Here is a 2,255-nt window from a genome sequence, read left to right as displayed (position 1 = left end):
TCAGCAGACAACAAATAGCAGCTTACGTCAGTGTCCGAATTTCGGGGGTAGCTCACTATACTGGAGGAAGCAGATGCCGAAGAAGTCGAGGAAGGCAGCCTGAGTTTTGTAGGTGTTGAAGATTTTTAGATGATGATGATCAATGATGTTCGGCCTGAGGGCCTCACTGCGGACCCTTAGGCAAAGCTTGCAAGCTACCCATAAGATAGGGGTCCCCAAATGGGGAGGCAGGGCGGCTTGCTACTCTGGCTAGTCCACGGGAGCTAAGGTCGAACTTGTGGGATTCCCGTCGGGGGCAACCGACATTTTGATAGTCATTGTTACCCTTTCAAATCTCCAGTCGCCTTCTTGCTTTTCCATGCTGCGGCCCCCACAGGCTTTTAAGGGTGACCTTGCTTCACTACGAACTCTAGGTGGAATGCCGGGCTATCACGTAAATGAACATCGGGGCAGCGCATATGTGCTGCCTCCAAAAGTTGAAGATTATCACTGACACACCGCCTACAATTCTAGGGGTACTTCAGAAGCAGTTCCTTTTCTCAGATGGACACAAAGAGTTCAGGTGGTCCGAAGTGGTAGCCATTACGCGACATACCACGCGGGAAACTCATCAGAGTTGGGTAAGCAGGTAGGGGTGAGAACCCCGGTTCCATTGCTTGGTACCTTTCCGAAAAAACAGTATTCTTCATAGTGGTTGTCACCAAAAATATCGCAATAATGGAGGGAAATTACCACTTCTGCGGATGTGGTTGAACAGGGGGAGGCGTCAAATTCGGAAGAATAGCCTTCTTCGCTTATGAAAAGACATGCATCGACGGTTCGGGTGAAGTTCTCATTGGGAGATAAAGGCTGCCCGACATTTTCTGGTAGTTTCTTAACCGAAGAATTGCAATTTCTCGTTGTGCCTTCTAGTACAGGTAGTCTTGTATTGAAGTTATCAGAAAACACCTTTACTGACGCCGTCCAGTGAACTGATTTTGCTGAGGTGTTTCCAAGATTTTTGATCGTTGCAGAAACCGATGAGTTTGCAGTGAAATCTGCTAGAAACCCAATCTGTATGTGGGTGAAATCAGCTTCATCTAGTGTCCGGTCAATGTAATATTCAACGCTTTCAACAAATAGGTGAGCACGTGTTTGGTTCTTCCCGATTTCTCGTGTGTCGGCGGCCATTTCGTTGGTTGCGCGTAGAGTTTCTTGTGTGACTTGGAGAGTTCGATAGATGAAATACATGGCGAAGGCGCTTACCGCCAAAGCTGCCAGACCAGTAAAGCTCATGAGCCACTGAGCAAAGGTATCTTCAGCCGAAACCATACGTCTAACGAGAGACCAGTTCTGGGGGCTTTGGCCGGGCTTAGGAGTGCCGAGTTGTGTGCAGCCTTGATCAAGAATGCAACGGAGTGTGTTTGCGGCTAAGTTTCCCCAAATCAGGAGAGCGACAGTTAAGCCTACGCCAACCAAGAGCCCAGTCGCTAAACCATTTCGCCAAGAGTTCTTCATTTGAAATAGAGCCGTTAAACTGAGGAATGCGCGAAACATTCTCCACAAGCGCGAAAATGTCACTGATTCTCCTTGAGGAATCGGTGTTCCGTCGCAAGGCTACAACCCACTGAAGAGTAATCGCTTGGCCAACCGCTTAGGCTACTGACCCACATTTGCATAGTTTGGATTGAAATGACTGCCAGCCAAGAGAACCCTCCTCCAGCGGAGGCCATCCCCTCCATCCCTAGTAACACTCGGTTGCACCTTGCACTAGGCTTTGGTGTTCTAGTTTCCTTAGGTTGGCTCTGTGCGCTCTACTTTTTGCTCTGGCAGACCTCTCCCTGTCCTGCAGGCGACAATCAATCGTTATGGGGACGATTGGCTTGCAGAACCCCTAACGAGCTCGGTGACTTCTTAGCTGGAGCGTTCGCCCCACTTGCGTTCTTCTGGTTCGTCCTAGCAGTGTTGCTGCAAACGTTGGAGCTTAAATCTCAACGAGAGGAGCTTCATGCGACCAATCTATCAGGCGCTCAACAAGCCAAATGGGCCAAGGTCAACGCTAAAATCATGCAGGAAGAGCAAGGCCTTAAGGTTATGGAGGCACTTATTTCCAAAGTGTCATATAGATTGATCTCAACTCCAATCTTCGTGGAATTTCTTCAATTAGATGGAGACCGGAAGTCTCCACGACGTTTGTTGAATGTTGATGACATCAAGGGATCGGCTTTGTTGCACAAATCGGGTGAGGGATTCATTTCGTGAATCCAGCATGGTAG

General features: G+C 48.7%; 2 protein-coding genes. One reads left to right on the top strand and one right to left on the bottom strand.

Annotated elements, in window-relative coordinates:
• Positions 1 to 582 precede the first annotated feature (582 nt).
• The gene (locus PH5382_RS19290) at positions 583 to 1,560 is read right to left on the bottom strand and encodes a hypothetical protein (RefSeq protein ID WP_156414993.1); all 978 of its coding nucleotides are present in this window, start codon (positions 1,558 to 1,560) and stop codon (positions 583 to 585) included.
• Between the two features lie 111 nt (positions 1,561 to 1,671).
• Here PH5382_RS19290 and PH5382_RS19285 point away from each other — a divergent pair, with 111 nt between their 5' ends.
• On the top strand, positions 1,672 to 2,241 hold the full coding sequence (locus PH5382_RS19285) for a hypothetical protein (protein ID WP_156414992.1): 570 nt from the start codon (positions 1,672 to 1,674) through the stop codon (positions 2,239 to 2,241).
• Positions 2,242 to 2,255: the final 14 nt, after the last annotated feature.

It is taken from the genome of Phaeobacter sp. CECT 5382, assembly GCF_001457775.1.
Classification (GTDB): Bacteria; Pseudomonadota; Alphaproteobacteria; order Rhodobacterales; family Rhodobacteraceae; genus Pseudophaeobacter.
The sequence above is the reverse complement of the archived record's forward strand: the minus strand, read 5'-3'. Positions and strand labels throughout refer to the sequence as shown.

Excerpts from the sequence above, each read along its gene's own strand:
- PH5382_RS19285 (WP_156414992.1), top strand. The coding sequence starts at position 1,672 with ATGACTGCCAGCCAAGAGAACCCTCCTCCAGCGGAGGCCATCCCCTCC.